The organism is Octadecabacter sp. R77987 (assembly GCF_042466115.1).
Lineage (GTDB): Bacteria > Pseudomonadota > Alphaproteobacteria > Rhodobacterales > Rhodobacteraceae > SW4.
In genome coordinates this window covers 983,273-1,007,710 of record NZ_JAXHBQ010000001.1, presented here as the reverse complement: position 1 = coordinate 1,007,710, position 24,438 = coordinate 983,273, and the positions used below count along the sequence as shown (strand labels likewise).

At 61.6% G+C, this 24,438-nt stretch carries 24 protein-coding genes, 1 tRNA gene and 1 pseudogene; 11 read left to right on the top strand and 15 right to left on the bottom strand.

Going from position 1 to position 24,438, the window contains the following annotated elements; translation table 11 throughout:
- Nucleotides 1–166: 166 nt before the first annotated feature.
- The 4 genes and pseudogenes from SJY21_RS05065 to glmM all read left to right on the top strand — a co-directional run bounded on the left by SJY21_RS05065 (nt 167) and on the right by glmM (nt 4,220).
- The gene (locus tag SJY21_RS05065) at nt 167–844 is read left to right on the top strand and encodes a cell wall hydrolase (RefSeq protein ID WP_377513151.1); all 678 of its coding nucleotides are present in this window, start codon (nt 167–169) and stop codon (nt 842–844) included.
- A 93-nt stretch (nt 845–937) separates the two neighbouring features.
- Nucleotides 938–1,865: pseudogene (locus SJY21_RS05060) on the top strand (dihydroneopterin aldolase).
- Nucleotides 1,862–2,878, top strand: a complete 1,017-nt coding sequence (gene folP / locus SJY21_RS05055; RefSeq protein WP_377507103.1) for a dihydropteroate synthase — start codon at nt 1,862–1,864, stop codon at nt 2,876–2,878. Before SJY21_RS05060 ends, folP begins: the two are co-directional and overlap by 4 nt.
- Nucleotides 2,871–4,220, top strand: a complete 1,350-nt coding sequence (gene glmM / locus SJY21_RS05050) for a phosphoglucosamine mutase (RefSeq protein ID WP_377507100.1) — start codon at nt 2,871–2,873, stop codon at nt 4,218–4,220. Before folP ends, glmM begins: the two co-directional genes overlap by 8 nt.
- Here the strand turns inward: glmM and SJY21_RS05045 are convergent.
- Both SJY21_RS05045 and ilvC read right to left on the bottom strand, forming a co-directional pair.
- A complete protein-coding gene (locus tag SJY21_RS05045) occupies nt 4,217–5,116 on the bottom strand; it encodes a DMT family transporter (protein WP_377507097.1) in 900 nt (299 codons plus the stop codon). The two genes, glmM and SJY21_RS05045, sit on opposite strands and share 4 nt — an antisense overlap.
- 357 nt (nt 5,117–5,473) lie before the next feature.
- Nucleotides 5,474–6,496, bottom strand: a complete 1,023-nt coding sequence (gene ilvC, locus SJY21_RS05040) for a ketol-acid reductoisomerase (RefSeq protein ID WP_377507095.1) — start codon at nt 6,494–6,496, stop codon at nt 5,474–5,476.
- Between the two features lie 132 nt (nt 6,497–6,628).
- On the opposite strand from ilvC, the gene SJY21_RS05035 reads away from it, so the two are divergent.
- The 3 genes from SJY21_RS05035 (at nt 6,629) to SJY21_RS05025 (ending at nt 8,719) form a co-directional block, all read left to right on the top strand.
- Entirely contained in the window at nt 6,629–7,084 is a 456-nt protein-coding gene (locus SJY21_RS05035; protein ID WP_377507092.1) for an Lrp/AsnC family transcriptional regulator, read from the top strand.
- Nucleotides 7,081–7,536, top strand: coding sequence for an Lrp/AsnC family transcriptional regulator (locus SJY21_RS05030; RefSeq protein WP_377507089.1), 456 nt, complete (start codon nt 7,081–7,083; stop codon nt 7,534–7,536). Before SJY21_RS05035 ends, SJY21_RS05030 begins: the two co-directional genes overlap by 4 nt.
- Nucleotides 7,537–7,600: 64 nt before the next feature.
- Entirely contained in the window at nt 7,601–8,719 is a 1,119-nt protein-coding gene (locus tag SJY21_RS05025) for an aminotransferase class V-fold PLP-dependent enzyme (protein WP_377507086.1), read from the top strand.
- On the opposite strand, the gene SJY21_RS05020 is transcribed toward SJY21_RS05025, so the two are convergent.
- Both SJY21_RS05020 and SJY21_RS05015 read right to left on the bottom strand, forming a co-directional pair.
- Nucleotides 8,707–9,918, bottom strand: coding sequence for a UbiH/UbiF family hydroxylase (locus SJY21_RS05020; RefSeq protein ID WP_377507083.1), 1,212 nt, complete (start codon nt 9,916–9,918; stop codon nt 8,707–8,709). The genes SJY21_RS05025 and SJY21_RS05020 overlap by 13 nt on opposite strands.
- A 41-nt stretch (nt 9,919–9,959) precedes the next feature.
- Nucleotides 9,960–10,604, bottom strand: a complete 645-nt coding sequence (locus tag SJY21_RS05015) for a pyrimidine 5'-nucleotidase (RefSeq protein ID WP_377507080.1) — start codon at nt 10,602–10,604, stop codon at nt 9,960–9,962.
- Between the two features lie 101 nt (nt 10,605–10,705).
- Here SJY21_RS05015 and SJY21_RS05010 point away from each other — a divergent pair, with 101 nt between their 5' ends.
- On the top strand, nt 10,706–11,359 hold the full coding sequence (locus SJY21_RS05010) for a GntR family transcriptional regulator (protein WP_377507077.1): 654 nt from the start codon (nt 10,706–10,708) through the stop codon (nt 11,357–11,359).
- Here SJY21_RS05010 and SJY21_RS05005 read toward each other — a convergent pair.
- Together SJY21_RS05005 and carA are read right to left on the bottom strand one after the other, a co-directional pair.
- Complete coding sequence (locus SJY21_RS05005; RefSeq protein ID WP_377507074.1) at nt 11,313–13,247, bottom strand: glycosyltransferase; 1,935 nt, start codon at nt 13,245–13,247, stop codon at nt 11,313–11,315. The genes SJY21_RS05010 and SJY21_RS05005 overlap by 47 nt on opposite strands.
- 82 nt (nt 13,248–13,329) lie before the next feature.
- Nucleotides 13,330–14,487: a glutamine-hydrolyzing carbamoyl-phosphate synthase small subunit gene (gene carA, locus SJY21_RS05000; RefSeq protein ID WP_377507071.1), complete on the bottom strand. Its 1,158-nt coding sequence runs from the start codon at nt 14,485–14,487 to the stop codon at nt 13,330–13,332.
- A 189-nt stretch (nt 14,488–14,676) separates the two neighbouring features.
- Between carA and SJY21_RS04995 the strand changes: the two genes are divergently transcribed.
- Nucleotides 14,677–15,135, top strand: a complete 459-nt coding sequence (locus SJY21_RS04995; RefSeq protein WP_377507068.1) for a GatB/YqeY domain-containing protein — start codon at nt 14,677–14,679, stop codon at nt 15,133–15,135.
- Here SJY21_RS04995 and SJY21_RS04990 read toward each other — a convergent pair.
- From SJY21_RS04990 to SJY21_RS04955, 8 genes are all read right to left on the bottom strand, one after another.
- On the bottom strand, nt 15,116–16,024 hold the full coding sequence (locus SJY21_RS04990) for a DMT family transporter (protein WP_377507065.1): 909 nt from the start codon (nt 16,022–16,024) through the stop codon (nt 15,116–15,118). The genes SJY21_RS04995 and SJY21_RS04990 overlap by 20 nt on opposite strands.
- Before the next feature lie 104 nt (nt 16,025–16,128).
- Entirely contained in the window at nt 16,129–16,623 is a 495-nt protein-coding gene (locus tag SJY21_RS04985) for a DUF2244 domain-containing protein (protein WP_377507062.1), read from the bottom strand.
- A complete protein-coding gene (locus SJY21_RS04980; protein WP_377507060.1) occupies nt 16,623–17,177 on the bottom strand; it encodes a hypothetical protein in 555 nt (184 codons plus the stop codon). Before SJY21_RS04980 ends, SJY21_RS04985 begins: the two co-directional genes overlap by 1 nt.
- A gap of 70 nt (nt 17,178–17,247) precedes the next feature.
- Nucleotides 17,248–18,921 (bottom strand): cytochrome c oxidase subunit I, encoded by a 1,674-nt coding sequence (ctaD, locus tag SJY21_RS04975; RefSeq protein ID WP_377507057.1) that lies wholly within the window; start codon nt 18,919–18,921, stop codon nt 17,248–17,250.
- 260 nt (nt 18,922–19,181) lie between these two features.
- Nucleotides 19,182–20,243: a hypothetical protein gene (locus SJY21_RS04970; protein ID WP_377507054.1), complete on the bottom strand. Its 1,062-nt coding sequence runs from the start codon at nt 20,241–20,243 to the stop codon at nt 19,182–19,184.
- Between the two features lie 49 nt (nt 20,244–20,292).
- On the bottom strand, nt 20,293–20,832 hold the full coding sequence (locus SJY21_RS04965; protein WP_377507051.1) for a hypothetical protein: 540 nt from the start codon (nt 20,830–20,832) through the stop codon (nt 20,293–20,295).
- A gap of 79 nt (nt 20,833–20,911) precedes the next feature.
- On the bottom strand, nt 20,912–21,574 hold the full coding sequence (lipB, locus tag SJY21_RS04960) for a lipoyl(octanoyl) transferase LipB (protein WP_377507048.1): 663 nt from the start codon (nt 21,572–21,574) through the stop codon (nt 20,912–20,914).
- 6 nt (nt 21,575–21,580) lie between these two features.
- Complete coding sequence (locus tag SJY21_RS04955) at nt 21,581–22,348, bottom strand: LytTR family transcriptional regulator DNA-binding domain-containing protein (protein ID WP_377507046.1); 768 nt, start codon at nt 22,346–22,348, stop codon at nt 21,581–21,583.
- Nucleotides 22,349–22,446: 98 nt separating this feature from the next.
- On the opposite strand from SJY21_RS04955, the gene SJY21_RS04950 reads away from it, so the two are divergent.
- Together SJY21_RS04950 and SJY21_RS04945 are read left to right on the top strand one after the other, a co-directional pair.
- Nucleotides 22,447–22,941 (top strand): DUF2306 domain-containing protein, encoded by a 495-nt coding sequence (locus SJY21_RS04950; protein WP_377507043.1) that lies wholly within the window; start codon nt 22,447–22,449, stop codon nt 22,939–22,941.
- Between the two features lie 65 nt (nt 22,942–23,006).
- Nucleotides 23,007–23,093, top strand: a tRNA-Leu gene (locus SJY21_RS04945).
- 77 nt (nt 23,094–23,170) lie between these two features.
- Here the strand turns inward: SJY21_RS04945 and SJY21_RS04940 are convergent.
- Nucleotides 23,171–23,947 (bottom strand): hypothetical protein, encoded by a 777-nt coding sequence (locus SJY21_RS04940; protein WP_377507041.1) that lies wholly within the window; start codon nt 23,945–23,947, stop codon nt 23,171–23,173.
- Between the last annotated feature and the right edge of the window lie 491 nt (nt 23,948–24,438).

Genomic DNA, 24,438 nt, shown 5'->3' with positions numbered 1-24,438 from the left:
TTTGCGCCTATCTTTCTAGGGGTTGTGTGTGGTTTGCGATCCGTTGCCGATGGGCATCGGTCAGGGCGCAACACTGCCGCCCCAAGGGTGGACCGATGCCTTATTTTCGCCTAGATCGCCCCCTGCCTGTGCGGGGCTGGACCGCATGGAATATTGGGTATGGGATATGCGGACCGTATTGGGACGATTGACACGCGCGGCTGGTTTGGCTGCCTTGGTTGCACTGACAGGTGCCACTGCGCAAGCTGACGATCTGCTGGCAAGCCGCCTTGGGGCGGTGCTTGGGCAGGAACGCGAAGCCCTGCGTGTCGTCCCGTCGTCCCGTATGGCGGCCCTCACGGCCCCACCCCCCGCCGAAGCCCGCAACATTCAGACCGGTCCTTTGGTCGTATCCTATGATCGTGCGTTTCTGGCCGGCCAACCCCGCGCCAGCGGTGGTGCCGAATGGGAATGTCTGTCCGAGGCGCTTTACTTCGAGGCGCGCGGCGAAAGCGTGCGTGGCATGTTTGCCGTGGCCGAAGTGATCCTGAACCGTGTCGATAGCCGGGCTTACCCCAATTCGATCTGTGCTGTGGTCAATCAGGGAACGGGGCGTCGCTATGCCTGCCAGTTCACATATACTTGCGATGGCAACGCCGAAACGATCCACGAACCCGCCGCTTGGGCGCGCGTTGGCAAGGTTGCCCGCCTGATGGTTGATGGTGCGCCGCGCGAATTGACCGCGGGCGCGACCCATTATCACACCAAGGCGGTCAGCCCGTCATGGGCGCGCCGGTTCCCGCGCACAGCCAGCATCGGGTCGCACTATTTCTATCGTCAGCCGACGCGCACCGCGTCCAACTAGTCGCGATTGGCCCAAGGGCGGCGCATCCCTGCGCTTGCGATAGGGCGCGCGGCTTAGTATGCGGCAAGTGCTGCTGCTGATAAGGATCGCGCCATGCCATCGGATACCCGCCTTGCCTTTGCCCATCCATCGGAAAGGGCCGAAGCAACCGCGCCCGAAGGGGCTGATGGCCTGCGCGACCGGATATCCTTGCGCGATTACGTGACCGAAGTTGAAATCGGCGCCTTTCAGGCCGAACGCGGCACCTTGCAGCGGATCAGTTTCAATGTGGTGGTCGAGGTCGAACCCCTGCGCGGCCCCGTGGATGACGATGTGGATCGCATCCTGTCCTATGATCGCGTGACCGAGGCCATTCAGTTCGAGTTACAGGCCGAACGTCTGAACCTGCTTGAGACCCTCGCCGCGCGTGTGGCCGAACGCATCCTTCTGGAACCCCAAGCCCTGCGCGTTTTTGTGCGGATCGAAAAGCTGGACCGTGGCCCCGGTGCCTTGGGTGTGGAAATTGTGCGCAGTGCAGACGGGGCGATGCCTGCGGGTGTGGAACTGGTTGATGTGCCCCATCCCCGCCTGTTGTTCCTGAGCAACGCGGCGATTGCCGCGCCACATCTGGCCGGATGGATCGACCAGCTGGCTGGCGATGCGCCCTTGATCATCTGCGTAGGGGCCAGCGATGTCGCAGCCCCGCAGGCGGGGGCGGCCATGGCACAGCGCCGGATTGATTTGCTGGCCATTGAACAAAACGCATGGGTGCTGGCGGGGCGCGACAAACGCTGCGTGGTCGTTGGCACCCGGACCGAACTGGACTGGGCCATGAAAAACGGCCAGATTCTGTGTTTGGGCACCATCCAAGATCGTGCTGGATGCCGTTGATGGCCCCAGTGCGAGCCCGCGTGATGCCCTCGCACTTGCCGCTTGGTTTGCCGGTGAACTGCAAGCGGCGGAACTGCTGGTGGTCGGGGCGGACGCGCCCAGCGCCAGCGTCCCGACCCGCGCCACCGCCGTGACCGAGGCCCGCCTTTGACCAGCTATTACCGCCCCATTCTGCACAGCGATCCGCACCGCCCCGATGGCGCGTTGACGCTGGCGGGCGGGTGGCTGTGGTTTACCCATGTCGAGGTTCTGGAACGCGGACAGGGCGGCCGCCTTGTGCTGGCGCAGGACGTGCCTGCCGCGGTGCGTGATCGCCTGACTACGCCGCGTGCCGATGTGGCGGGGCTGGCGCTGGATACCCCGCGCATCATGGGCATCCTTAACGTCACGCCTGACAGCTTTTCCGATGGTGGGCTGTTTGACGATCCGGCGGCGGCCTTGGCCCATGCCCGCGCGATGGAAGCGGTGGGCGCGGATATTCTGGACATCGGTGGCGAAAGCACGCGCCCCGGTGCTGCCGAAGTTTGTGTGGACGATGAAGTGGCCCGCACCGCGCCGGTGATCGCCGCCATCCGTGCGGGCAGCGCCGTGCCGATATCTATCGACACGCGCAAGGCACCGGTGGCACAGGCGGCAATCGCGGCGGGAGCCAGCATGGTCAACGACGTGGCCGCGTTCACTTATGATCCGGCTTTGGCCGATGTCACGGCAAAGGCGCAGGTGCCGGTCTGCCTGATGCATGCGCAGGGCGATCCCGAAACCATGCAGGCCGATCCACGCTATGATGACGTATTGCTGGATGTTTACGATTTCCTTGAGGCGCGTATCGCCATGGCCGAAGCCGCTGGCATTGCGCGCAACCAGATCATCATCGACCCCGGCATCGGCTTTGGTAAGACCTTGCAACATAACGTGACGCTTTTGCGCGGACTTTCCCTCTATCATAGCCTTGGCTGCGCCATTTTACTGGGCGCATCGCGCAAGCGGTTTATCGGCACCCTTGGTCATGCGCCCGATGCGCAGGACAGGGTGGCGGGATCGGTGGCGGTGGCGTTGCACGGTGTGGCGCAGGGCGTGCAAATCTTGCGCGTTCATGATACGAAAGAAACAAGGCAGGCGCTGAACCTGCACATGGCAATGAGCGGGCAAGCATCTGATGGCTAAGAAACTTTTCGGAACCGACGGGATACGTGGCACGGCAAACAAATGGCCGATGACCGCGGAAAACGCATTGCAAATCGGCGCCGCGGCGGGGCGGTATTTCCGCAATGACGGCAGCAATGGCCACCGTGTCGTGATCGGCAAGGACACGCGGCTGTCGGGCTATATGTTTGAAAACGCGCTAACGGCGGGCTTGACCAGCACCGGCATGAACGTGTTGTTGCTGGGGCCAATTCCGACGCCTGCCGTGGGGCTGTTGACAACCTCCATGCGCGCGGATGTGGGCATCATGATCAGCGCCAGCCACAATCCGCACCACGACAACGGCATCAAGTTTTTTGGCCCTGACGGGTTCAAGCTGTCGGACGCGGCCGAGGCCGAGATCGAGGCACTGATTGCCGGTGACATCCTGCCGGTGCAGCCCAACAATATCGGCCGCGCGAAACGCATTGATGACGGGCGTTTCCGCTATGCAGAGCGGCTGAAATCAACCTTTCCACACGGCATGCGGCTTGATGGTCTCAAGGTCGTGATTGATTGCGCCAATGGTGCGGCACACCGCGTTGCGCCCGAAGTCCTGTGGGAGCTGGGGGCAGAAGTGATCCCTGTGGGGGTCAGCCCGAACGGGTTCAACATCAACGAAGGTTGCGGATCGACCAATACGCGTGCGGCGGCGGAAACCATCGTGGCACACGGCGCGCATGTTGGCATTTGTCTTGATGGAGACGCCGACCGGATCATGATCATCGACGAAAAGGGCGTTGTGGCGGACGGCGACCAGATCATGGCGCTGTTTGCAACGCGCTGGGCGGCGCAGGGGCGGCTGGCCCATGATACGCTTGTGGCCACTGTCATGTCGAACCTCGGGCTGGAAAACTTTCTTGAAAGCAAAGGCTTGCACCTTAAACGCACCGCTGTGGGCGACCGCCATGTCGTATCCGAGATGCGCAGCGGCGGCTATAATCTGGGTGGCGAGCAATCCGGCCATATCGTGATGACGGACTATGGCACCACAGGTGATGGTCTGGCGGCGGGCTTGCAGTTTCTGGCGGCGATGATCGAAACAGGCGCACCGGCATCCGCCCTTGCGCGCAATTTTGACACCGTGCCGCAGATGCTGAAAAACGTGCGCTTCAATGACGGGCAGGACCCGCTGGGTGCGGCGTCTGTAAAATCTGCGATTACCGCCGCCGAGACTGCGGTGCAGGGCCGTGGCCGTATCCTGATCCGCAAGTCCGGCACCGAACCGCTGATCCGCGTGATGGCCGAATGTGATGATGACGGGCTGCTGACCCAGGTCGTTGACGGGATCGTTGCGGAAATTTCTGCTGTTACAGCAGCTTAGCGGCGCGCGAACAACCGGCGCAGCCCTGCCCATTGGCTGACCAGCAAGCCGGCAAGGATCAGTGCGAGGGCGGCAAAGAACCTTAGCGGCAGGACTTCGGACAGCACCAGCGTGCCAAACACAACCGACCAAAGCGGAACCTGGTAATTCACCAGCGTCATGAACACCGATCCGGCGGTGCGGATTGTTTGCACCCGCAACAGGGCGGCAAAGGCGGTGGGCACCAAGCCAAGAAATATGATCGCATAGCCCGCGCGCCCTTGGGGCCATGTGGGCAGCCCTTCGATCACCAGCATCGCCGGGATCAGGCAGGCGGACCCCACAACAAGCGTCAAAGCCGCCATTGAAATGCTGTCGACAGGCGGGCAGCGCCGCGTCAAAACCGAACTGACCGCATAGGATAGCGAAGCCGCGATACAGGCAAGTTGTGCAAGCGGTTCAATGCCCTGGCCGATCCGGAACACGCCGGGGCCGATCAACACGGTCGCACCTGTAAATCCGATGATCACACCGATCGTCTTGCGCGCGCTCATCTTTTCGTCGGTGAACAGGTGCGCAAGGGGCAGAACAAACAGCGGCAGGGCGGCCATGGAAATGCCCGCAAACGCCGAGGGCACATATTGCTGCCCCCATGACAGCAGGGCAAAGGGTAGGGCGGTGTTCAGCGCGCCGATAATGACAAGATAACCCCACACGCTGCGCCCCGTTGGCATGGGGCGCCCCATGACCCGCATCAGGATCAACAGGGAAAGCGCCCCCAGCGTGGTGCGCGCGCAGGCAACCGTCAGCGGGCCGAACCCTTCAAGCGCCATGGCGACAACCATGAATGTGCCGCCCCAGATCACGCCAAGTGCGGCGATGGACAGCCAGTTTGAAAGGGTGGGGTGCGTTGTCATGGATGCTTTGGACCAGAGGCGCGGTGGGTTGTCTAGGTGGAATGGGCGGGCAGGGCGATCTGGAAATACCCGGCGCCTGTCGCATTGCACCTGCAGGCCGGAATCAAGGCCGCAGGCCGCCGGTCTGATCGACGGCCCGCCCGACGGGTCGGCGATTTGGCCAGCCTTGCGCGATACCGCCGGGGAAGATGCATTTGGCCACCATAAAGCGCCAGACAGCTATGGTGCATCGCCCACCCACGGCCCGCCGATCAGACCGTCTGGCGTTTGGTTATCCAGAAGAACAAACACGAAGGCGGGTCAAAACGAGAAAGGCCGCCCGAAGCGGGCGGCCCATGGCGTGGGATATGAACGGCCCTAGTTCTTGGCTTTGTCCACCATCTTGCCAGCGGAAATCCACGGCATCATGTCGCGCAGTTTCTGGCCGACCTGTTCGATCTGGTGTTCGTCGTTGGAACGGCGTGACGCCTTGATCGTGGGCTGGCCCACGGCGTTTTCCAGCATGAAGTCACGCACGAATTTGCCGGTCTGGATGTCGGTCAGAACTGCCTTCATCCGCGCCTTGGTCTCGTTGTAGGGCAGGATGCGCGGGCCCGATACATACTGGCCGTATTCGGCCGTGTTCGAGATCGAGTAATCCATGTTGGCGATGCCGCCTTCATAGATCAGGTCGACGATCAGCTTCACCTCGTGCAGGCACTCGAAATAGGCCATTTCCGGCTCGTAGCCTGCCTCGACCAGCGTTTCGAACCCCATACGGATCAGTTCGACCAGACCACCGCACAGCACGGCCTGTTCGCCGAAAAGGTCGGTTTCGCATTCCTGACGGAAGTTGGTTTCGATGATGCCGGAACGCCCGCCACCGATCGCCGAACAATAGGACAGGCCGATTTCATGCGCCTTGCCGGATGCGTCGGTGTCCACGGCGATCAGGCAGGGCACGCCGCCGCCTTTGGTGTATTCGCCGCGCACGGTGTGGCCGGGGCCCTTGGGGGCCATCATGATAACGTCGACGCCCTCTTTGGGTTCGATCAGGCCAAAGTGCACGTTCAACCCGTGGGCAAACGCAATCGCGGCACCCGGCTTGATATTGTCATGCACATATTTCTTGTAGGTTTCGGCCTGCAATTCGTCGGGCATGGTGAACATGATCACATCGCACCAGGCTGCAGCCTCGGCAATGCCCATGACCTTGAGGCCTTCGCCTTCGGCCTTTTTCGCACTGGGAGAGCCTTCGCGCAGGGCGACGACAAGGTTTTTCGCGCCGCTATCGCGCAGGTTCAGGGCGTGGGCGTGGCCTTGGGAACCATAGCCAAGGATCGCGACTTTCTTGTCCTTGATCAGGTTCACATCGCAGTCACGGTCATAATAAACGCGCATGGGTTTATCCTTTGTTGAGTTGCATTGGCGTGCTTATGCACCCCTGTTGCGTGGTTGGCGAGTGGTGTTTTTTGAGTTGTATTGGCCAAGATGAAGTTGTTATGCGTTTTTTTGGAAAATCACGGGATTATCATGCTTGATGACATTGATCGTCGCCTGCTGCGCCAGATGCAGGCCGACCCGACCCTGACCGCGGCCGATCTGGCGGCGCGTGCAGGCGTTTCCGCGTTAAAGGCGCAGCGCCGTCTGGGGCGGTTGCACGAACAGGGTATCCTGACGGGTCAGCACGCAGTGATCAACTGGCGCGCACTTGGCTACGGGGTGACGGTGTCGCTGCGCATCACGCTGGACAAGACACAGGCGCGTGCCTTTGATGATTTCCTGACGGCGGCGCGCGGGATTGCAGAAGTGACTGAAATCCAGACCTTTCTGGGCCGTGTCGATGTGCGCTTATCGGTCATTGCCCGCGACATGCGCCATTACCAGCAGATCTATCGTGACAGCATTCTGGCGCTGCCGCACATGGCCGATATCGAGGCCTTGATGACCGTCGCGACCCTTTATGATGATGAAAGCCTGCCGCTGTGATTGATCTGGATGACACGGACCGCGCGATCCTGCGCGCCTTGCAGCGCGATGCCACGCAATCGGCCGCCGCTTTGGGCGGGCGGATCGGCCTAAGCCAGCCGGCCACGTGGCGGCGTATCAAACGGCTGCGTGACGGCGGCGTGATCAAGGGGCGGCGCGTGGCGCTGGACGCGGAAAAGCTGGGGTTCGGTGTGACGGTGTTTCTGGGTGTCAAACTGGCGACCAAGGGGCAGGTTTCATTGGAAGATTTTGAACGCGCCGTGACGGCGATTCCCGAAGTGCAACTGGTTGAACATGTGCTGGGCCTTTATGATTACCGCCTGCGGGTTGTCGCCCGCGATCTGGCGGATTTCGAGCGCGTGTTGCGCCGCCGCGTGATGACATTGCCCGGTGTGGGAAACGTCGAGGCGAATGTGCTGCTCAGCGAGGAGCGTTTGGCGGGGCCGTTGTGAATCCGCTTTCGCTGCCGCGCACGGACGTTAAGATATGCGCAACCCAAGAACAGGAGCCAAAATCATGTCCAGCCCCGTTGATCCCGATGGCCTGATGGAATTCAGTGTCGTGTTTACCGACCGCAGCCTGAACCATATGTCCAAGGCGTTTCAGGGTGTCATGAATGACATCAACGGGATGCTGAAAGATGTCTATAAGGCCGACGCGGTGGCGATTGTGCCCGGTGGCGGCACCTACGGGATGGAGGCTGTGGCGCGCCAGTTTGGCCGTGATGCCCACGCGTTGATCGTGCGCAACGGCTGGTTTTCCTATCGCTGGAGCCAGATTTTCGATGCCGGTCAGTTCACGGCACAAACCACTGTGTTCAAGGCCCGCCAGACCGGTAACGACAGCCGCGCGCCCTTTGCCCCCGCGCCGATTGCCGAAGTGACAGCGGCGATCCGCGACGCCAAGCCGGATGTGGTGTTCGCGCCGCATGTGGAAACCAGCGCGGGGATCATCCTGCCCGATGACTACATCACCGCATTGGCCGCTGCCGCACACGAAGTTGGCGCGTTGATGGTGCTGGATTGTATCGCGTCCGGTTGTGTCTGGGTCGATATGGCCGCCACGGGTGTGGATGTGCTGATTTCCGCGCCGCAAAAGGGCTGGTCATCCACGCCTGCCGCCGGATTGGTCATGCTGTCGGCCCGCGCCGTTGAACGGATGGAGAAAACCGCTTCGGACAGTTTCGCACTGGACTTGAAAAAGTGGCATTCGATCATGCAGGCCTATGAAAACGGCGGCCATGCCTATCACGCGACCATGCCCACTGACAGCCTGCGCGCATTCCGTGACACGATGGTGGAAAGCCGCGATTTCGGCTTTGACCGTCTGCGCGCGGCGCAATGGGCGCTGGGGGACGGGGTGCGGGCGTATTTTTCCGCCAAAGGCATCAAATCCGTGGCCGCGGATGGCTTTGGCGCGCCCGGAGTCGTGGTCAGCTATACGGACGATGGCGATGTGCAAAACGGGTCGAAATTTGCCGCGCTGGGGATGCAGATTGCCGCCGGTGTGCCGCTTCAATGTGATGAACCCGCCGACTTCAAGACGTTCCGTATTGGCCTGTTCGGGCTGGATAAGCTCTATGATGTTGACGCCACGCTGGCACGGTTCAAGGCGGTGGCCGATCAGGTGTTGTGACCCTTGGCACCCAGCCCCATTTGCATCAGCGTCTTGCGCAGGGGGGCGACGGAATAAAGCGCCTCGATCCCCTTGGCGCGCAGGTCTCGCAGCATCGGCGATCCGGCGATTGATGCGCGGTTGAGCGCATCGACACCTTTGACCCGCAGCACCACTTCGGGGTGGCGGCGGGCGTGGTAGGCATCCAGCATTTTGCGATCGCCAAGGTCGGCGCGGCGCTCCAGTGCAAGGTCCAGCAGACATGTCATATCGGCCAGCGACATGTTCAGCCCCTGCGCGCCGATGGGCGGAACCACATGCGCGGCCTCGGCCACGAGGGCAACCCGTTCGGCCGACATCCGGTCAGCGCGTTGGCTGATGATCGGCCAGACCATGCGGCGTGACGCAAGTGTGAGGGGGCCGTAGGTTCCCGCGGAGCGCGCAGTGGCTTCGGCCTCGAAGGCAGCAGTGTCGAGCGCGGCCAATCGCTGCGCCGCGGGCCCGTGTTCCATCCAGACCACGGCCGAGCAAGGTTTGCCATCCAGATCGGGCAGGGGGACCAGCGTGAAGGGGCCGCCGGTGCGATGCACCTCGGTCGAAACGTTGTCATGGGGGGCGTCGTGGGTCACGGCAAAGGTCACCGCCTTTTGGCCATAGCGCGTTGTCTTTACGTCTATTCCCACGGCGTGGCGCACGGGGCTGTCACGCCCGTCAGCGGCGATGACCAGCCGCGCACGCACCTGCGCGCCGTCTGACAATGTCACCAGCGCTTCGCCCTCGCGGGTCAGCAGGGATTTGAACCCGACACCTGCGCGAAAATCGACCGTGTCCAGTTCGCCCAGCCGCGCGACCATTTCGCGGCGCAGCAACCAGTTTGACAGGTTCCAACCGAACGGCGCGTCGGAAATATCGGCGGCGTTGAAATCGCGCGTCACACGCGGTTCGGACACTTCGCCGCCCGCATCAACGATCCGCATCACCTGCAAGGGCGCGGCAAAGGGCGCAAGCCGGTCCCACAGCCCCGCGCGGTCCAGCAAATCGCGGGCCGGTTGCAGAAATGCGGTGGTGCGCAGATCGGCACCCGCAGCGCCTTCTTCGGTCACGGGCGGGGCCGGATCGACGCAGATCACGCGGAACCCCGCACTGCCAAAGGCCGCGGCGGCCGTCAGCCCCGCAACCCCGCCGCCGGAAATCAGGATGTCAGTGTCTTGCCGGTCCATGGCCCAGACATAGGCCCGTGTTCAGGGCGGGGAAAGGGGTGTCAGACCAACTGCGACAAGAAAGCGGTCAGATCATCGGTGTGGTGATGGATGTGATCGGCCGGATGGGGGGCAGGAGCCACATGCACCGTGCGCATCCCCATGGCGTGCGGCGCGGCAAGGTTGCGCATGTCATCCTCGAACATCGCGCCCTGTCGCGCATCCAGCCCGTCCAGCGCAAAAACGGCCTCGAACGCGGCCTGTTCGGGTTTGGGGCGGAAACCGGCGTGTTCGACGCCGTAAACTGAATCGAAAAGCCCGTCCAGACCACGCGCCGCCAGCACCCGCTGCGCGTAGGGTTCGCTGCCGTTGGTATAGACGATCCGCCGCCCCGGTAGGGCGCGGATATGCGCGGCCAGATCGGGCGCTTTTTCAAGGTGGGACAGGTCAATATCGTGGACTGCGCCCAGATAGGGGAGGGGATCGACATCGTGTTCGGCCATCAGCCCCGCCAGTGTCGTGCCGTATGTGCGCCAGTAGTGTTCGCGCAGGTGATCTGCGCGTGCGGCATCCACACCAAGTGCTGCCTGCACCCAAGCGGTCATGCGCACCTCGATCTGGTCAAACAGACGGGCGCCGGGCGGATAAAGCGTGTTGTCCAGATCAAAGACCCAAGCGCGCACATGTGAAAACGAAGCTGCAACCATGGCGCGACCCTAGGGCGCGCGGCGCGGGGTCGCAATCGCTTTGCCTTGATTGGCGGGGCCGCGCGGGGGTAGGGTATGCAGATTGAACACAAGTGAGCCGCATGCCTGATCCAAACACCCCGCAAAGGGACGCCTATGCCCTGATCCTCGAGGCGATTGATACCGGGCTTTATCGCCCCGGTGATCGACTGGTTGAAAATGAACTGGCGGATCGGTTCGGCGTCTCGCGCACGCCTATCCGCGAGGCATTGCAACGGCTTGAGACACAAAGCCTGCTGACGCGCGATGGCCGATCCCTGATCGTGGCGTCACTGGATCACAACCAGCTGGCCGAACTTTATGTTGTGCGTGGTGAATTGGAAGGGCTGGCGGCCCGACTGGCGGCGCGCCATGCCAACCCCGAGGAAGTGCGCGTGCTGCGCGACATGCTTGAGGCCGACCGCGCCCTTGTGGATGATCCGGCGGCGCTGAGCCGTGCCAACAAGCGGTTTCACAAGCAGATCCATCTGGCCAGCCATAACCGGTTTCTGGTGCAGCAGCTTGATCTGGTGCATCGCTCCATGGCCTTGCTGGCGACAACATCCCTGTCGGCGGCGGGGCGTCCCGAAGGCACGCTTGAAGAACACGCCGCCATTGTCGCGGCGATCGAGGCGGGGGATGGCGATGCGGCGGCGGCAGCGCTGCGCGATCACATCTCGAAGGCCTTTGTTACCCGTCTGAAACTGGACGCCGAGAAGGTCGAGGCGGCAGAGTAGCCGTTTCGTTCAGCCCCTTGAGAACGCCATGTTCGGTCTTGTCCCAGTAAAAGGGCTGGGTCGCCAGTTCCAGCACACCCTTGTATGCGGCGATTGCGGCCAGCGGGAAATAGACGTGCAGCGTGGGTGTCCATTTCATCAGGCGTGGCTTTCCGGCACTTTTGACGGCCACCATCGACACCGCGATGTTGATGAGTTCCGACAGCAGAAACACGCCACCCAAGCCCCAGAATGCCCATGTGGGCAGCACCCCGACCAGCGGATGCGGCAACCCGAAGGCGACCAGCCAGAACGACCACAAGACCGGCATGAGGATAAACTGCGACAGGGTTCCGGCAAACAACAGTTGCACCCCAAAGAACCGCCACGCCCCCAGTTCGCGCAGCAATTTCCCGGGGTTACGCATGTGCACGCCATAGGTGATGCTATAGCCCTTGAGCCAGCGCGACCGTTGCTTGACCCAAGGCCAGACGCGGGCGTTTGGTTCTTCCTCGGTCACGGATGCAATCAATTCGGTGCGATAGCCGTGCCGTGCGAGACGAATGCCCAGATCGGCATCTTCGGTCACGTTATGGGCGTCCCAGCCACCCAGTTCCTCAAGAACCGTGCGGCGCATGAACAGGGTTGTGCCACCCAGGGGAATGACCAGTCCCAGACGTTGCAGGCCGGGCAACATCACGCGAAACCACGTGGCGTATTCAACGGCAAAGCAGCGTGACAGCCAGTTGGTTTCGCAGTCATAGAAATCCAGCACCCCTTGCAGACAGGCGACCTGCGGACCACGCTGGGCAAAGCGTTCAACGACCTTGCGAATCTGGTCGGGGGCGGGGGCATCTTCGGCGTCATAGACGCCGATGATCGTGCCGCGTGCGAAATTCAGGGCGTAGTTCAAGGCGCGCGGTTTGGTTTTCAACAGCCCGTAGGGCACCATGATCGGCCTGATCCACGGCGGCAGCGTGGCGCGGGCCACGGCGGCCCGCGTCATGTGATCGTCTTCTTCAAGGATCAGGCAGACATCCAGCAATTCGCGCGGATAATCGAGCGCCGCAAGCCGACCGATCAGCGCGCGCGCCACGTCCTGTTCGTGAAACAGCGGCACAAGGATTGTGACAACGGGCAGGCGCGCGGGTGTCGGGTTGGCGGGTGTGTTTTCGGGGGCGCGGGCGCGCAGATGCATCACACCTGCCGTCGCCTTGAGCGCGGTATTGAGAACCAGCGTCAGCACCGCCCAGGCACACAGCGCGCCAAAGGTTGCCGCCGGCCAATGTAGCGCTGCGGCCAGCAGGCCGAACAATGCCGCCAGCCCGAAGTTGCGCGCTGTGCGACGGTTCCACGTGCGGCAGCTTTGGGCGGCAGGCACACGCGATTCCGCCTGTCGGATCAAGGGCATGTCACAGGCCAGTTTGACTGCCCGATGCAAGAGCGGTTCGGTCGTGACAGCCATGCGCACCGGGCCGAACAGCACCCGCAGGGCATCGCGATGACGCGGGAAAAGGTCGGGGCGAGTGGTCAGCACCAGTGTGCTGCCGCCGGTGTTGCGGATCGGCAAAAGCCCGTGTTTGAGGCAAACCGCAACACCCAGTTTGTGAATCAGGCGCCGGTCAATCTGTTCACGGGTCGGATCAACCAGCGTTGTTTTTGCGGCCTCGGCTTCGGCGCGCGCCACGGTATCGGCGGGCAGGTTGAGCTGGTTGCGCAGCACATCGGAAACACGCACCGCCGCGGTGTTGGCGCGGTCGGTTTCCTGCAACAGGCGGCGCGCTGATATCAGCCCCTGTGCCTGCAACACCTCCCCCACCGACAAGGGCTGTGCCAGCCGTTGCGCGCGGTTAGGCGCAGCATTTTTGGCGCGGGCATGGCCCACGGTCGCGTCTGATTTCAGTGCCATTGCCTACACCGTTTCTGTCCCGGATTTCACCTTGGGGCAGGGGTGGTTAACAGGCCGTTAAATATGATTGTGATCGGGCAAATTATGCCGCGCGCACGGCCATCGCTGCGGCGAAGCGTTCAAACAGATAGTAGCTGTCCATCGGGCCGGGGCTGGCTTCGGGGTGGTATTGCACGCTGAAAACCGGACGGTCGGCCATGGCGATTCCACAGTTGGAGCCGTCAAACAACGACACATGGGTTTCGCGCACACCTTCGGGCAGGGTCTGGCTGTCCACGGTAAAGCCGTGGTTCATGCTGGTGATTTCCACCTTGTTGGTGTCGTAGTCTTTGACGGGGTGGTTGGCGCCGTGGTGGCCGTGGTTCATCTTGATGGTTTTTGCGCCCAAGGCCAATGCAAGCATCTGATGGCCAAGGCAAATCCCGAAAACCGGCAGGTCGGTTGTATCCAGCACCTGCTTGATCATCGGCACGGCATAAACGCCGGTTGCCGCCGGATCGCCGGGGCCGTTGGACAGGAACACGCCGTCAGGGTTCAGGGCCAGCACATCCTGCGCGGTGGCCGTGGCGGGCAGGACAGTCACGTCACAACCGGCACTGGCAAGGCAGCGCAGGATGTTGCGTTTTGCGCCGTAATCAATCGCGACGACTTTGTATTTTGGGGCGTTCTGCGGCTTGTAGCCTTCGGGCCAGGCCCAGCGCATTTCGTTCCAGTGGTAGGATTGTGCGCAGGTCACATCCTTGGCCAGATCAAGCCCTTCAAGGCCGGCAAAGCCGCGCGCGGCCTGCACAAGTGCATCCAGATCAAAGTTCCCTTCGGGATCATGGGCAAGCGCCACATGCGGCGCGCCCTGCTGGCGGATTGCGCGGGTCAGGCGGCGGGTATCGACGCCGCCGATGCCGATGCGCCCGCGCCGTTCCAGCCAGACCGTCAGTTCTTCGGTCGCGCGCCAGTTGCTGGATTGGGTCGGGTCCCATTTGACAACCATGCCCGCCGCGACCGGATCGGCGGTTTCATCGTCTTCGGGGGTGACGCCTGTATTGCCGATATGGGGAAATGTGAACGTCACGACCTGACCGGCATAGGATGGGTCGGTCATGATTTCCTGATAGCCGGTCATGGCGGTGTTGAAACAAAGTTCGGCAATGGTTTGCCCGGCGGCCCCGAACCCTTTGCCGTAGAACACCGTGCCGTCTGCCAGAACAAGGCAGGCTGTGGGTTTGCTGGATTGACTGGTCATGGCAACAGATCCCCCGATGCGCCCATAGTCGGGCCAAACTTGGCGATACCTAAGGTTGGGGCAGGGGCGGGTCAAGGGTTGATCGGCGCGTATGGGGGCCAATTTGACGTTGCGACGCGGCCCGTTGTCAGCGCGCAATTGTCGCGGTAATGTCGCAGTCTTGTTACCGCTCACATCAGGGAACCATCGATGGAAATGCGTGAACGGGTCTCAACGGCCCTGAAAGAGGCGATGAAGGCAAAAGATGCCGACCGCCTGTCGACACTTCGTTTGATCAATGCCGCCATTAAGGACCGTGAAATCGCCGCCCGTGGCACGGGTGATGATGATGCAGTCACGGATGATGAGGTGCTGGGAATCCTTGGCAAGATGGTCAAGCAGCGCCAGGAAAGCGCGCGCGCCTACGAAGAAGGCGGGCGGCTGGAACTGGCCGAAAAGGAACAATCGGAAATCGGCATCATCGAGGAATTCCTGCCGCGTCAGTTGGACGAGGATGAAAGTGCGGCAGCAATTGATGCTGCCATTTCCAAGGTTGGCGCACAAAGCGTGCGTGACATGGGCAAGGTCATGGGGATCTTGAAAAAGAAATACACCGGCCAGATGGATTTTGGCCGCGTCGGCCCGATGGTCAAGGACCGCTTGGGTTAGGGCGGCGCAACACCCGTCCGTCCAACACGATCAAGCCCAGCGCCAGCATTGCAAGGCCGGCGTAAACATTGGGGGACAGCACCTCGTTCAGCACCACCGCGCCTAGCACGATCGACACAGGCGGGATCAGCAGGGTCACGATCATCGTGTTGGCGGCCCCTGCCGAGGCAAGGATGCGATAGTAAAGCAGATATGCGCCCGCTGTCGCAAAGATCACGTAATAGGCAATTGCGCCCGCAGCTTGCCAGCCGATGTCAAAGCGCGGCATCCCGTCGATCAGCAAGGCCGCAGGCACCATCACCAGCGACGATCCCGTCAGCATCCCCGCGGCCGCCACCTGTGGTGATAGCCCCGTAAGGCGCAGCCGCGCCCAGATGCTGGCAAAGGCATAGGATATCGTGCCGCCGATCACCGCCAGTTGCGCAAGGCTGCGCATGTCGAAATCGCGCAAACTGTCCAACCCGATTGCTACCGCAACGCCTGCAAACCCTAGCGCGATGCCGATGGATTTTCGCAGGGTCAGCCGTTCGTCTGCCAGGATCAGTGCTGCCAGCAGCGCGCCAAAAATCGCCGTGCCTGCGTTGAACACGGATGTGAGACCTGTGGGGATGTGCAACTGCCCCCAGGCCATCAGCGAAAACGGGATCACGTTGTTGAGCAGTCCCATGAGCAGGAATCCGGCCCAGATGCGCGGATCGCGCGGCACAGGCAGGCGGGCCACGGCCACGTAACCCCACAGGATCAGCGCGGCCCAGAACACGCGATGGGCGACGGATGTGACAAAGCCGACTTCGTTCAGGGCCAGCCGGATCGCAAGAAAGCTGCCGCCCCAGATCAAACCCAGAAGGGCAAGTTCGATCCATGTGCGGGTTGGGATGCTGCGTGTCATGGGGTGACGCTAGCCGCGGGGTCGCGGTGTTGCGACCCGAAACATGCGGTTATCGCCCTTGGCAGATGTCGCGTTGAGTATTTTTGAACAAAAGAAGTGGGGCGTCAGGAATTGGCCAGTGCGCGGCGCAATTCACCCAGCAGGGCGCGCCTTTCGGGCGGGCTTAGGAATGCGCCGATTTCAACCTCGCGCGGGCCGCCCTTGAGGGTGAGGTAAAAGGGGACGGGGCCGCTAACTTCGTGCATTTCAACGCGCACCCAATGGGGGTTTGCCTCCCAGGTTTGGGTGGGTTTGCGCGGGGTGTGGCGGGTCAGGGTGACGCGGTCCTGCCAGATTTTCAGGTCTTCGCGCTGTTCGCCGTCGCTGTAACTGCGGTTCAGGGCAAGCCAGACGCCCGCCAGCATTGCCAGCAGGAACGGCAGCAGCGCCCAGACCACCGGAGACCCAAGGACCGCGAGCAGGGGCAGTGTGATCAGCGCCGCTGTGGCCGCGATGAAGACCACGAAATCGCGGCGCAACAGTGAACGGTAGGGCCAGAGATGCAGTTCTGCCTGTGGTGCATCCGGCGCCCCGCGTGGTGTGATCCATTCATAGGGCATCAGCGGCGCAACCGCGCGATGGCCGACCAGAGCATCAGTGCGACGATCGTCAAGAACGTTGCAGCGGCGACCCCTGCGAGGGTGTTTTGGATGGCGATGGGCAGGGCCATGGCTTCTTCATAGTCGATGAAACGACGTCGCATGCCGCGCCGGACGAAGATTGTATCGACCAATGGCAGCCCAAGGACCGACAAGTGCAGCACCCAGAACAACGTCTTTGCAATGCGTTGGTGGCGCAGCGCGTCCCAGCGGGTCAGCACCCACAGGATAAAGCCGATTCCGCCAAACAGCAGGGCGGGGGTGAACAGAACCATCCCGTTTGCGACCACATAATAGGTATCGTGATAGCTGCCATCGACGTCCTGATCCGAAAGCGTGACCGTCCGCAGGACCATTTGCGCCGCATCCGGTGGCAGGATCGTGACGAGCCAGACACCGGCGGCGATCAATCCGTAAATCGCGGCGACGCCCAGCGACAGTCCTGCCGCCCCAGTGCCGCGCCAGTGCAGCCAGACGGGCACCGCCAGCATGATGCCAAGCCAGAGAATAAGCATCTATCGCCCCTTACGAAAAAGGCCCCGGCGTTTCCGCCGAGGCCCCGATATTTTGTAGCCTCAGGCCCAGTTAGTGGGCGTGGCCCTTGTCCCAATCGCTTTGCTTGGGAAGGGTTTCAAAGGTGTGTTCAGGCGGCGGGGATGGCAGTGTCCATTCCAGCGTGTCCGCATATTCGTTCCATGGGTTCGCCGGTGCTGTGCGTTTCGCAAAGATCAGCACGTAGAACAGCACCACGATGAAGAACACGAAGGATGCAAACGACAGGAAGGCGCCCCAGCTACTGATATAGTTCCAATAGGCGAAGGCCTCGGGGTAGTCGATGTAGCGGCGAGGCATGCCCTGACGACCCAGGAAGTGTTGTGGGAAGAAGGTCACGTTGGCACCGATGAACATCGCCCAGAAGTGGATCTTGCCCGCCCATTCCGGCAGCATCTTGCCCGAGAATTTGGGCATGTAGAAATAGATACCGGCAAAGATACCAAACACGGCACCCAGGCTCATCACATAGTGGAAGTGCGCGACCACATAGTAGGTGTCGTGATAGGCGCGATCGACGCCGGCCTGCGACAGAACAATCCCTGTCACCCCACCCACGGTGAACAGGAACAGGAAGCCGAAGGCCCAAAGCATTGGCGTCTTGAACTCGACCGAACCGCCCCACATGGTGGCGATCCAGCTAAAGATTTTCACACCCGTGGGCACCGCGATGACCATCGTCGCCAGCATGAAGTAGGATTGCTGGGTCAGCGACATGCCGACCGTATACATGTGGTGCGCCCAGACGACGAAGCCCAGAACACCGATTGCAACCATCGCGTAAACCATCGGCAGATAGCCAAAGATCGGCTTTTTGCTGAAGGTCGCGATGACATGGCTGATGATCCCGAAGGCGGGGATGATGATGATGTAAACTTCGGGGTGACCGAAGAACCACAGGATGTGCTGATAGAGGATCGGATCACCGCCGCCGGCCGGATCAAAGAAGGCCGTGCCAAAGTTACGGTCCATCAGCAGCATGGTGATCGCGCCTGCCAGAACGGGCAGGGCCAAAAGGATCAGCCATGCGGTCACGAAGATCGACCAGCTGAACAGTGGCACCTTGTGCAGGGTCATGCCCGGCGCGCGCATGTTCAGGAAGGTGGTGATCATGTTGATCGCACCAAGGATCGACGAGGCACCGGAAACGTGCACCGCAAAGATCGCAAGGTCCATCGACATGCCGGCCTCGTTCGTCGAAAGCGGCGGATAAAGCACCCAGCCCACACCCGAGCCCAATTGCCCGTTGCCACCGGGCGCCAGAAGCGAGGCGACGCCAAGCGACACACCGGCCACGAACATCCAGAACGACAGGTTGTTCAGACGCGGGAACGCCATGTCAGGCGCGCCGATTTGCAATGGCATCAGGTAGTTACCGAAACCGCCAAACAGCGCGGGAATAACCACGAAGAACATCATCAGCACGCCGTGATAGGTGATCATGACGTTCCAAAGGTGGCCGTTGGGGGTGCATTCGCTGGCCGCGGCAGCGGTAAAGCGTGCGCCTTCAAGGCACATGTATTGCACGCCCGGCTCCATGAGCTCCATGCGCATATAGACGGTGAACAGCACCGAGATGAAACCAACCGCACCGGACACAAACAGGTAAAGAATCCCGATGTCTTTATGGTTGGTGGACATGAACCAGCGGGTAAAGAATCCGCGCTCGTCGTGATGTTCTTGCCCGTGGATGGCTGCGTCTGCCATGTGGCACTCCCCGTTTTTGACTGCGTTTCAGGCGGCACGAGTCGCACGCATGCCGCTGTATTGATACTTGTTCTAGTGCGTGGCGCAGGGTTCGGCAACTATGGATGCACCGGAAATGGTGGGTAAAATTGGCGCAGGCACACCCCGCAGCAACTGGGGGGATGTTGCGGGGTGTGATCTGTGTCTGCGGCAGGTGCCGATGGTGGGTTTGTAAAACGATTCTGGCAGGCGCGACTTTGCGCTAGATCAAATGCGATGCGCTAGCCGCGCGGCCATTTCGACAGTTCGACATCGTCGATACAAATCTCGTTAGCGCCGCCATAGCCGTCCTTGATATCAAGGTTCAGAGTCACGCGGGTGATCGTGCGGGTAATTTGCGACCAGTCGCCGTCTTCCTCCCACCAAAGCGCACCGATGGGCACGCTGATGTCTTCGAACGGCAAGTCATTGTAGGAACTTAGGCTTTCATATCTAATCGCGCTGCCGTGCGGGCTGTGCAGAGTGATAACCACGGGCCATTGTGTCGTGCCGGTGTAATAGGCACGAAAGGCAAAATGGCCGCCGGTGCCGCCCCAGTCGCCAAGGAATTCGGGTGGCAGGTCCACCGTCAGATCACCGCGTTCGTTGTCAATCAGGCAAAGCGCTTGCGTGCGGTCCACCCGTAGCGCGTCTGGGCCGTCATTGGCTGCCCAGCCTTGTGCGCCGTCGGCGAAATCCTCGGTCACGATGATGGGCGGGCCAAGGCCGTGAAAGCGCAGGTTGCTTGCGTTTTGCGCAACGCGTGGTGCGCGCCATCCGGTGAATGCCAGCGGGGCGGTGGCGGCAAACCCTGTGTATCCAAAGCCGCGATGCGCCATGCTGTCGGTCGTGGTTGTCGCGGGGGCCGCCCAGCCTGCAAATGTCAAAGCGGCAACCGGATCAGGGGCCGCGGCCCAACCCGCAAACGCCAATGGTCCGCCGGGTGGCGGTGCAGTATTGCGCCAGCCGTTGAAACTGAGTTGCGCGGTCGATGTGTCGCGCCTGTCGCCCCATCCCGCAAATCCCAGTTGTGCTGTTTCTGCGTCAGGCGCGGCCCAGCCGACAAAGGTCAGTGCCCGCGTTTGCGCCGGGCCTTCGGCGCCATAGCCCGCAAATGCAAGCCCCTCCGTGACCACTGTGTCACCGGCCCAGCCGCGGAAGGCCAGCGGTGACGTGGCCTGTGCAGTGGCGGCTTTCCATCCGGTGAATGTCAGGGCAGGCGTGTCGGTCTGGGCGCTGCCTGTGCTGGCCAGCGTGATCCAGACCGCAGATGCGGTCAGCGCCCGCAAGAGCCGCGGTGACACCTATTCGGCCCCGCTGTCGGGCAGGATCACGGTGCCATCCTCGTTAAAGCTAAGCCCTTCGCGCTGAAAGGTGACTTCGACTCGCCCTTCGGAACCGGGAAAGCGGCAATGGGCAACGCTCACCCCACCGGACTCGCCGCAATTCTCGGGGCGGCGGAAACGGATTCTCGAGGGATTCTTCCATCTCGTCGTCAGCCGACATGATATCCAGGCTGCACGTTCCCGAAGCCCAGGCGTCGATGTAGTAGCCGGGAAATGCCTCGACGGTGACGACAACATCGCCGGAATACCCCTCGAGCGTGGTCACGATATTGAAAAAGTCATCGTTCTCGCTGACGAGATTGTATCGTCGCTCCTGTTCCGTCGGGTCGACCGCGTCAATCAGAAAGGTCTGGCCAAGCCCAAAGGGTTCGCCATCGCCCGAACGCACTTCACAAGCGACCGACACGGCAAAAACGTCTTGTGTCAGGTCGGACAGGCTGACCGGTACGGTCACGTCCAGCGTGTTTTTTGTCTCGGTGTCCTGCGCGACAGCCGTGTTTGCCCCAAGGGCAAGTGCGACCCCAAGGATCATCGTCAAGTTTTGCATTATTGGTCCCCCATCACCCGACGCCCCCACGCGCCGATCCGTCATTCTAGCAGCGTTTCGGGTAATCACCAAATGCCGGTCAGGTGCAGCTGCGCGCGGTCATCACCCGATCAAACGTCTTGCGCAGGGCCACGTCCACGTCATCCATCGTCACGGGCAGGCCCAGATCGACCAGTGATGTCACCCCGTGTTCGGTGATCCCGCAGGGGACGATACCGCTGAAATGATCAAGGTCCGGTTCGACGTTGATCGACAGCCCGTGAAAGCTGACCCATTTGCGCAGGCGGATGCCAAGGGCGGCGATCTTGTCCTCTTGGGGTTGGCCAAGGGCGGTCAGGGGTTTGTCGTGGCGCTGCACCCAGACACCCACGCGGCCCTGCCTGATTTCGCCCTGCACGTTGAATTCGGCGAGGGCGGCAATGATCCATGCCTCAAGATCGCGCACGAAACAGCGCACGTCGCGGCCCCGTTCAGCAACATTCAGCATCGTGTAGGCCACGCGTTGGCCCGGTCCGTGATAGGTATATTGCCCGCCGCGTTTGCTGTCGTAGACAGGAAAGCGGTCGGGGTCGGTCAGGTCAGCGGGTTTGGCGCTGGTGCCGGCGGTGTAAAGGGGCGGGTGTTCGACCAGCCAGATACATTCCTCGGCCTCGCCCGCGGCGATGGCGGCGGCGCGGGTCTCCATGAAATCCACGGCGGTGGCATAATCGGTCAGGCCTGTCGTTGTGATCCATTCGACCATGGGCGTTCAGGGCAGCAGCCCCGCCTCCTTGATTGCAGGGACATAACGGCGGCTGACGGGGATGTCCGGCCCGTGGGTCATTGTCAGGATCGCGCGGTCGCCCTTGCGGTGCGCTGCGCTGACCTGATCGACGGCGACCCAATGGGAACGATGCACCTGTATGCCCGCTGTCGCGCCAACCTCGCGTATGGCATCGCCAAGGCGCAGCAGCACCAGATCCTCGCCCTTGGTCGTGCGGATGCGGACGTAATGATCCTCGACCGATAGGGCGACCAGCGGGGCGCGTTTGTCAGGCGGTAGGCGGTCGAGCAGGGGCGGCGTTGCGGCGGTGGCCGCGGCGGGGGTCATCTGCCGATCCACCACTTGCAGGACAATGGTGACGATCAGGGCAATCGCAAAGACATTGACGAAAAACGGCACCGCCTCGGCCCAGCCGGGCCAATAGCCAAAGGTGGCAAGGTTGATCCCCAGCACGGCGATCAGCACGGCGCAGCCCGTCAGCGCGGCCGCCGCCAGCGTGGCCGGAACCGGCGACAGACGCGGACCAAGGTGGCGCTGCACCCAGTTCGTCGCCAGATATCCAAGCGCATATGTGGCAGAGACCGTCACGAGCCAATAGATAACGCGCGGCCCAAGGCGCAAGCGGTCCTCGGTGCCGAATGGTCCGGCCACGCCCAGCACCGCCGCGATCCCTGCCAACACGACCCATGTGGCCGGATGGCTGAAATGCGCCCGCCATTGGCGAAGCGTGGAATGCGGGACGCTGTCGTTCACGAAGGTTTCCTGTGTGTTTGCGTATCGGGCATGGGCGCGTTGCCGCGACCCTGACAAGACATAGGCAATCCAGACCGAACTGCCAACGAGGAACCGCCATGACACTTGCGCCGCTGACTGACGCCCCTGTGCAAATCCAAATCCACGTGATCGCCGCCTTGATTTCGATCCTGCTGGGGCCGCTGGTGCTGTATCGCCGCCGCCGCGACCGGGTCCACAAGATCGCAGGGTATGCATGGATTGTGGCGATGCTGACGGTTGCGACATCGTCGTGGTTCATTTCGTCCTTCGCCGTGATCGGCCCGTTCAGCCCGATCCACGGCTTTGCCCTGCTGACCTACTGGTCGGTTTACAGCGGCATGCGCCATATCCTCGCGCGCCGCATCACCGCCCATCAGGCGGTTCTGCGCAGCCTTTACTGGAATGGCCTGCTGATTGCAGGGCTGGCGAACTTTCTGCCCGGACGCGCGATGAATATCGTGTTCTTTGACGGGGCAGGCGTGCTGGGCTGGGGCGTGATCGCGCTGGGCGGTGTTGCCCTGATCATGCGCGCCACAGGGGTGTGGCAATCGCGCGCGCAGCCTGCCGTCTGAATTGCGTCACAAGCCCTCTTGCGGTGTGGTGCAGCATTGTCTAAAGACCCGCCAAGCCCTGACTTGCGGTCGTGGCGGAATTGGTAGACGCGCAGCGTTGAGGTCGCTGTTCTGTAACAAGAGTGAGGGTTCGAGTCCCTCCGACCGCACCATTGCCCCCTTGAACATCGTGAAACAGAAAAAGGGGCGCCCGAAGGCACCCCGATCACATCGCATTCCCGGGACCAGCTTATTCGATAACGCTGCCGGTGACTGCCATCCAGTCATCATAGCGCGGGATGTCGATGCGGCGGGCGTTGCGCGCGGCGCCGTCGCCGCCAAAGGCCATCGTCACGCCCAGTTCGATGCGCTGTTCGATGGCGGTGTCGTCTTCGCCACCCTGATAATAATCACCCGCGATGTAGCGGCCATAGACCGACATGCCGTCGATGTTCAGATCATAACGCACACCCAGCGATGCCGACTGGATTGTTGCCGGATCGTCGTCGCCGTCCATGATGCCTTCGCCGTAGGTATAGCCCAGTTCGACGTTCAGACGGTCCGAAATATCGTAACCACCGGAGATCGAAAAGGTGGTCAGGTCCCTTACGGCGTCGTTGCCATCCGATCCGTTCTCGTCTGGCGACAGGTAACCAAGCGCGCCCTGCACATAGATTTGTGGCGAAACGTCGTAGGTGCCGCCGACCAAGGCAAACTGACGGGTCGCAGTGCCGTCCCCGGCCTCTTCAAAGACCTGACCGATAATACCTTCGGCCTCGATTGCGCCGAACGCGCGCGCGGCGCGCAGGGCGATCATCCGGCTTGAGAACAGCCCGTCATAGCCGCCATCGCCGGATTCCGACCGCACGCCGTAGTCCAGTTCGTAGCGCATGCCATTGTCAGCCTGAAAGCCGACAAAACCCTGAAGGGCGATGCCCGTTCCGGTGCCTTCGGGACTGCCGTTATCGGTGATGTCCGCCGAGCCAAAACCGAATGAAAGGGTGCCGTATTGTTCTGCCTGAGCCATCGTTGATGCAAGCGCAACGGCCGTCGATATAAGTAGCGTGGACTTGAAAGTCATTTTAATTCCCCAAAAAAATTTGAACAAAATTTCACTTAGTAAGCAGTTCCAAGATAATCGAATTGGACAGAATACTAAAGCCGGGCCGGGTCGCGGCGCGCACCCTGTGGCTGATTTGCCATGCGTGGAAAGCCGCACGCATTGTGATGAACCCATTTACCTGTGTGGCGCGTCAGAACGATCAAACAATGGTTCGCAACAAAGGGTCCGCGCTGTGCTGTGTGATATCCCGTAAGATTCGCCTGGGTGGGCCGCATTTGCAGGTGTCAGGCCGATCTTTTGGGGGTATGGCACATCGAAAAATTCGCGGCTTGCGGTCGGATGTCCCGCATTGACGCGAAAATCTTTCACTTTCGCCCGTCAAACGGGAAATTATTTGCATATTGACCCGCGTGCACCATGTTTGCGGAAACATTTTTTCTTTCCAGTTGCAATGT